Genomic DNA, 6071 nt, shown 5'->3' on the forward strand with positions numbered 1-6071 from the left:
TTTAAACACGATTAGATTTATGACAAAGAGAGGAATCCTATCAATAAGAATCAATTCAAGCTGGAAGCAAATCGCTCAAATCGCGGCTGCCAATTCTGGGTAATATCCGCCGATGCAATCACACCCACTGCGCGACCAATTAAAAGCTCACGAGGAACCATGCCAAAATAGCGTGAATCCGCACTGTTATCCCGGTTATCACCCAACATTAGATAATGATCAGCGGGAACAACCATGGGCGCAAAACTATCCCGAGCATCGCCTTGTTGTGGGCGGAGCCATTGAATAACATGCTTGGCTTGACCATCACTTTCATCTAAACGCAGTGCATTTAACGTTAGGTTTGGCTTCACCTGTTCATTCACAATGCCAATAGGTGCATATGTTTCTGGTTTTCCATTAACGATGAGAATCTTGTCGCGCATTTCAACGGTATCGCCAGGTACAGCAACTAATCGCTTGATTAAACGCTTATCGTCCTTTGGTGAAAAAAAGGTGACAATATCGCCTCGCTTGGGATCACCGGTATGGGCTAATACTACGTTGGTCAGTGGGAATTTTAAATTGAAGGCTAAGCGATTCACCAAAACCACATCACCTTCCAGTAATGTTGGTCGCATTGATCCTGAAGGAATTGGATTCCAGTCTGCGACAGCCGTGCGAAACAAGCCGAAGAGCATCATAAAGATCAAGAACCCACGATTATTTCGAATAAATGCCTGCATACAAAAACCTCTCGAAAACTGAAAAATCATCTCAATCAAAATGAAGTCATTCTTTATTGCCGAATTACGTTAAGCCATTGCAGGCAATGGCTTGCAAAAAAAGATAATGAATCACCGTACGCTTGAGCATGTTGTATCAAATTTAAAATGAAGTTTTGTGATTTTTTATACAGCATATGACAGGGATCATGTAAGCAACGTGATCTAATCTTTTTTAAATTCTAATTACTTATAAATACTGCATGATCAACTAAAATGCATGAGATTGAGAATTCAGTCTTGTGCATGGCATTTTTACGGTGTCACGACGCGTCCAGCATCTCAAAGCCATTATTTAATAGAAGTGTGATACATTTCACACTACCCTTCTTATTTACCTTAATGAAGCATCAATGAAATCAATTTTAGTTTTCTATGAAGTTAAATCTGAAGAAAATGAAACGCTCTTGGTCGAGCAGTTTGAAAAAGCAACGAAAACACCTTGGTACAGAATCAACGCAGCAACATGGATTACCAACACCCACATTCACCCCAATTAACTCAAATTTCTTCTCAAGGCATTTTTATTCCCTGATGACAAATTATTGATCATCGAACTGGGCAACAAAGCTGCTTGTCATGGTTTTTCAGAAGAAAAATTACGTTGGCTGGATTATGCAGATCCATTGAAGAAAAATGCACTGCATCCATAATCCATGGCCAGCGGTCAATACTTAATGAGCGCTGGTCATCAAATAACACATATTAAGACTCTATAGCGAAAGGCAGCGAGGGGCGAAATTGCGGCAGGGGTACCGCAACAACTCCACGCAATGTTCCCTTTGCAATATTGAACCAATCAAAATAATCACGCCACAATACAATCTGTCCTTGTTCAACTCGAAACGTACCGCAGACCCAAAATGCAATATGCAGTGGGCCCACTTCAATCACATCAGTACGCTCGGTCATCACAACATTTCCATTGGTTGCTATACGATGGATCTGGACCTGAAAACCTGTTCTTTTGCTCAGCAAACGCTTAAATAAATTTGAGACAACTCGCCCACCTTTGATGGTGGGTAAAGATACATTGGTATAACGTAAATTTGGAGCCAGAAGTGCTGCAATCCGATCATGATCCTGCACCTCAAGTGCGTGCAGGAAACTGGTAACGATCTCTTCTGGGGAAGCCGTGGGTGCCGTATACATAGTCATTTAAATTACCCTTTATGAAAATTGCTATTGGATCAAAAAACACGTCTAAGACCTGTACACCCTAAAGTGTTTGAGAACACCCGCTCAATGAGTGCAAATCTCTCGACTATGCTCAAGAAACAGCGTGTTATTTAACTCACTGCCTCAACAACGACAGCCATACCATTTAATACCGACATCCCTGTAATCGCATCGATGAATTGGTCATCGGTAATATCATTCAGACTCACACCTGATACTTTGCGCGCCGTATCTAAACGAACCCCTTTTCGATCGTGCCCCCAGCCATGAGGGACACTGACCACACCCGCCATCACCTGCGTCGTAATTTCCGCAGGTAACTCAATACTGCCCACCCGCGAACTGACTCGCACGTGCTGACCCTCACTAATCTGTAAACGCACGGCATCATCTGGGTTTAGCATTGCGGTACAACGCCCTTTACCTTTGATCAAACGATGTGAATTGTGCATCCATGAGTTATTACTACGGACATGGCGACGACCGATGACTTGCATTTGATGGCTAAGTGTTTCTGACAATTTGACGCGTGCACGGTCTATATCTTTCAAATACAAATCGGGAATGATGTTAATCACTTGTTTACGCGCCAATAAGACATTCGCTTTCAAAGCTCCTAAATCAACGCCATGGGGGTTTAAACGGAGTGTCTTTAAACTTAAGCCCTGTTTATCCGGAGATAACACGGTTTTGATCTTTTGTAGTAATGTACTCTTCGGATGCAGTAAGGGAGAATGACTGCCATAAGGTCCAGTCCGCAAAATCAAATCTATTCCGGCATCAAGACCCAATCGATCAATGACTTGAAATACTCTTTCACGTACAAAACGTTCAGCACCACTAGAATCTTTTAAACGTTGAGTAAGTGCCAATAGAATCTGCCAATCATGCTGACTGCCTGTTGGGGCAGCAAACAAAGCTGGCGACCATTTTGCAACATTGCGCACAGTCAATGCAGCTAAACCCACCTCCATATGCGAGCGCTCAAGCGCACTCGTCGGAGGCAAAATAATATGGGCATGGCGCGTAGTCTCATTGATATAGATATCGATAGAAACCATAAAATCAAGCGAGGCCAATGCAGTATCCAACTGACGCCCATTCGCTGTGGAGAGAACGGGATTGCCCGCATGGGTAAATAAAGCCCGAATTTTCCCTTTTCCTTCGGTTAATATTTCCTCTGCCAAAGCTGAAGAAGGCAACTCACCGCCAAAAGAGGGCAATTGCCGTACTCTAGAACGACGACGACCATACTCCCCTTTTGAACCAAATTTCAACATATCCATAGGCGGTGATGCGAACATCATCCCACCTTCCCGATCCAGATTACCAGTTAGAACATTAACGACATGCAATAACCACGTGGTCAGCCCACCAAACTCCTGTACACAGGCACCAATCCGGCCATAACAAGCCGCATGCTCTGCTTGAGCAAACTCACGTGTTAACTCACGTATTTGATCCGCAGTGATTCCAGTCAAAGCGGACACGGCTTCAGGCGTAAACTCAGCAAGTGCCGCTTGCAGCACGTCTAAATCGGCAGCAGGAATCGACAAATCGCGTAGGCGTACAAGCTTTTCTGTAAATAGAACGTGAATCATCGCTGCCAAGAAAAAGAAATCAGTCCCAGGGCGAATAAAAAGATGCTCATCCACTTTTTCAGCAGTTTCCGTTTGCCGTGGATCAATAAGCACGACTCGACCACCACGCTCGCGAATCGCTTTGATTCTGCCCATGGGATCACCAGCACTCATCAAGCTGCCATTGGAGGCCGCTGGGTTTCCACCAACGATGAGAAAAAAATCAGTGCGGTCTAAATCGGGGACTGGAAATAAAAGCTGATGATTAAACATCTGTAAATTGGCCAGCATAGTGGGCAACTGATCAGCAGAGGTTGCGCTAAATGTCTTTTTGGCCCCGAGTGCATGAATGAAAGACGGGACAAGCAAAAGTGCTGGCGTATGAACCGTCGGATTGCCCAGATATGCGGCTATGGATTCACCACCATACGTCTTACGAATTTTTTTCAGGTTATGCTCAATTGTCTCATAAGCCTCTTCCCAAGAAATTTTGACGAAGTCGTCACCCACACGTTTGACAGGATATCGGAGGCGATCAGGATCTTCATGCAAATCTTTTAATGCCACAGCTTTAGGACAGATATGACCCCGAGAAAAGCTATCGTCTTTATCCCCTTTAATCGACAAAATCTCGCCATCTTGGTGGGTAATCACGACACCACACATTGCTTCACATAAATGGCATGTTCGAAAGTGCTGCTCAGGGGCTTTTAAAACGGTCATGGCCTTGGCTCCGTGCTGTGGCTGAGTAATTATATTACGGCAAATATAGGCATTGAACTTTAAACATCATATATTGACAACAATTACTGTCAATATAATTTATCGACGCAGCAGATATAGATTTCAATGAATATTTTTTTCAAACATCCACGCCATTTGGAGGGAATAACATATAAATAAAGGTCAGATACATATACTGATCTGACCTTTCATCGCCTGATCCACGCATCAGAAAAAACTTATAGCCACAGCAACACACATATAAGCACTAAGAAAAACTCTCAGTCTACTTTTTCTGCACCCTGACGCATACGCACTCCCAACTCATCAAGATCGATCTCAGATCGTTTCAATAAAGGAAAAAAACAACTTTCCATATCATCCACATAGACATCGAATCGCTGGGAAAGTACCTTAACAGTCGCATCAAAAAGCTCATCATCAGCTCCCATATGCTGTAGCTTTGCAATGAGCTCTTTAAAGCCAACATGCGCGACAATAGCTTCATCTACCAGATCTTGACCACGCTTAATTTTGCTTAAAATAAACGGAAAAAAAACATTTTCCTGAATGATCATATATTTCAATAAATCCCGACTTAAGAAATTGGCAAACTTTTCTTTTAATCGAGAATCACCCTCGCCTAACTCCAAATAATCGGTAAAGAGTTCTGAGAGTTTACGATGATCAATGGTTAATAGATCAATTGCATTAGATGGCGGAACGATAACTTGAGTGTTCATGATTAATCTCCTTCCTTCATACATGCTTCTGATGAAGCATGAAGGCAAACTTATCCCTAAAAAATTAAACCCTATTCACTTATTCATTATCGTATTCACCTTATAGACCCAATCATTCCTATTTTTGTTTGGCCTTTTTAAGAAAAACGTATTTTTATGCCGACCAATACGTCGACCCGCTCACACTTAGTACATTTTTCATCCACTTCAAGCACAAAAAAATCGGCTTCGTTAATGCCTGAGTTAAGTTCTGTATGGCTTACTCGTACAGATATTGATCAATCCACTTTGTACGCCATACTGAATATGCCTATTTTTTTTGGCAATAATCAATTCACTCAATGGAGTTCCCTATGAAACGTTTACTTCTTGCTGCCATTATCGGTATTTCAGCAAATGCTTTTGCCGATGACCCTCCGGTTTCGGATACCCAAAGCTCAACAAGCAGTTCTACACTTCCCGATTCGTCAACCACACAGCCCTCGTCTGAATCAAATACTCCACACAAGAAGAGAGCTCATCATGAGCACACCCCACCTGTAACCAGTGATCCTAATCAAGGGACTACTTCGACACCACAAAATCCACCGCCTACCAATCCCAACCAACCTATTCCATCTCAACCCCAACCCAGCGTAAGTTGATATGAATATAACGCTAAGAACTCCTGTATCGGGTTCTTAGCGTTAAATTAATTTCAGATTCATTGAGAGATAAGGGAGAATCATCATGAAACGTTTATTTTTAGCCATTGTCATTGCCTCCTGTGCAATTGTCCAAATTTCATGCAAATTTGACAATAAACCCACAACAGCTGAGCCCACTGTGCAGGCACCTACTACCAGTAGCAGCTAGCGAGATCACATCAATCTGCGAGCACAAAAAAAGCCCCTAAGCAGCATGCTTAAGGGCTTTTTTATCTACCTAAGTAGAGTACAACAATATGGCGCAGCGGACGGGACTCGAACCCGCGACCCTCGGCGTGACAGGCCGATATTCTAACCAACTGAACTACCGCTGCTAGGTCTAGCTAAACGTTACTGATATCACAAACTAGGGCAATATTGGTGGGCGTTGACGGG

General features: G+C 43.0%; 7 protein-coding genes and 1 tRNA gene. 3 read left to right on the forward strand and 5 right to left on the reverse strand.

All coding sequences use genetic code 11. The features are described from left to right. Positions 1–50: 50 nt before the first annotated feature. Positions 51–725: a signal peptidase I gene (gene lepB / locus ACLHG7_RS01650; protein WP_410209336.1), complete on the reverse strand. Its 675-nt coding sequence runs from the start codon at positions 723–725 to the stop codon at positions 51–53. 392 nt (positions 726–1117) lie between these two features. Between lepB and ACLHG7_RS01655 the strand changes: the two genes are divergently transcribed. Further along, positions 1118–1264 carry a hypothetical protein gene (locus ACLHG7_RS01655; protein ID WP_410209337.1) on the forward strand — a complete coding sequence of 49 codons (147 nt, stop codon included), beginning with the start codon at positions 1118–1120 and terminating at the stop codon, positions 1262–1264. Between the two features lie 205 nt (positions 1265–1469). Here ACLHG7_RS01655 and ACLHG7_RS01660 read toward each other — a convergent pair whose 3' ends face one another. The 3 genes from ACLHG7_RS01660 to ACLHG7_RS01670 all read right to left on the reverse strand — a co-directional run bounded on the left by ACLHG7_RS01660 (position 1470) and on the right by ACLHG7_RS01670 (position 4989). Continuing rightward, positions 1470–1922, reverse strand: coding sequence for a limonene-1,2-epoxide hydrolase family protein (locus ACLHG7_RS01660; protein WP_410209338.1), 453 nt, complete (start codon positions 1920–1922; stop codon positions 1470–1472). 131 nt (positions 1923–2053) lie between these two features. Beyond that, the gene (locus ACLHG7_RS01665) at positions 2054–4246 is read right to left on the reverse strand and encodes a molybdopterin-dependent oxidoreductase (RefSeq protein ID WP_410209339.1); all 2193 of its coding nucleotides are present in this window, start codon (positions 4244–4246) and stop codon (positions 2054–2056) included. Positions 4247–4527: 281 nt separating this feature from the next. Then, positions 4528–4989 carry a hemerythrin domain-containing protein gene (locus ACLHG7_RS01670; RefSeq protein WP_410209340.1) on the reverse strand — a complete coding sequence of 154 codons (462 nt, stop codon included), beginning with the start codon at positions 4987–4989 and terminating at the stop codon, positions 4528–4530. A 353-nt stretch (positions 4990–5342) separates the two neighbouring features. Between ACLHG7_RS01670 and ACLHG7_RS01675 the strand changes: the two genes are divergently transcribed. Together ACLHG7_RS01675 and ACLHG7_RS01680 are read left to right on the forward strand one after the other, a co-directional pair. Further along, positions 5343–5633, forward strand: a complete 291-nt coding sequence (locus tag ACLHG7_RS01675; protein ID WP_410209341.1) for a hypothetical protein — start codon at positions 5343–5345, stop codon at positions 5631–5633. A gap of 85 nt (positions 5634–5718) precedes the next feature. Beyond that, positions 5719–5844 carry a hypothetical protein gene (locus tag ACLHG7_RS01680; protein ID WP_410209342.1) on the forward strand — a complete coding sequence of 42 codons (126 nt, stop codon included), beginning with the start codon at positions 5719–5721 and terminating at the stop codon, positions 5842–5844. A gap of 89 nt (positions 5845–5933) precedes the next feature. Here ACLHG7_RS01680 and ACLHG7_RS01685 read toward each other — a convergent pair. Then, a tRNA-Asp gene (locus tag ACLHG7_RS01685) sits at positions 5934–6010 on the reverse strand. Between the last annotated feature and the right edge of the window lie 61 nt (positions 6011–6071).

Origin of the sequence: Aquirhabdus sp., from assembly GCF_046462495.1 — a bacterium.
In the GTDB taxonomy this organism is placed as follows: domain Bacteria; phylum Pseudomonadota; class Gammaproteobacteria; order Pseudomonadales; family Moraxellaceae; genus Aquirhabdus.

Bases quoted from the DNA above. Each gene is read 5' to 3' on its own strand.
- lepB (WP_410209336.1), bottom strand. From the start codon at position 725: ATGCAGGCATTTATTCGAAATAATCGTGGGTTCTTGATCTTTATGATG.
- ACLHG7_RS01655 (WP_410209337.1), top strand. From the start codon at position 1,118: ATGAAATCAATTTTAGTTTTCTATGAAGTTAAATCTGAAGAAAATGAA.
- ACLHG7_RS01660 (WP_410209338.1), bottom strand. From the start codon at position 1,922: ATGACTATGTATACGGCACCCACGGCTTCCCCAGAAGAGATCGTTACC.
- ACLHG7_RS01665 (WP_410209339.1), bottom strand. From the start codon at position 4,246: ATGACCGTTTTAAAAGCCCCTGAGCAGCACTTTCGAACATGCCATTTA.
- ACLHG7_RS01670 (WP_410209340.1), bottom strand. From the start codon at position 4,989: ATGAACACTCAAGTTATCGTTCCGCCATCTAATGCAATTGATCTATTA.
- ACLHG7_RS01675 (WP_410209341.1), top strand. From the start codon at position 5,343: ATGAAACGTTTACTTCTTGCTGCCATTATCGGTATTTCAGCAAATGCT.
- ACLHG7_RS01680 (WP_410209342.1), top strand. From the start codon at position 5,719: ATGAAACGTTTATTTTTAGCCATTGTCATTGCCTCCTGTGCAATTGTC.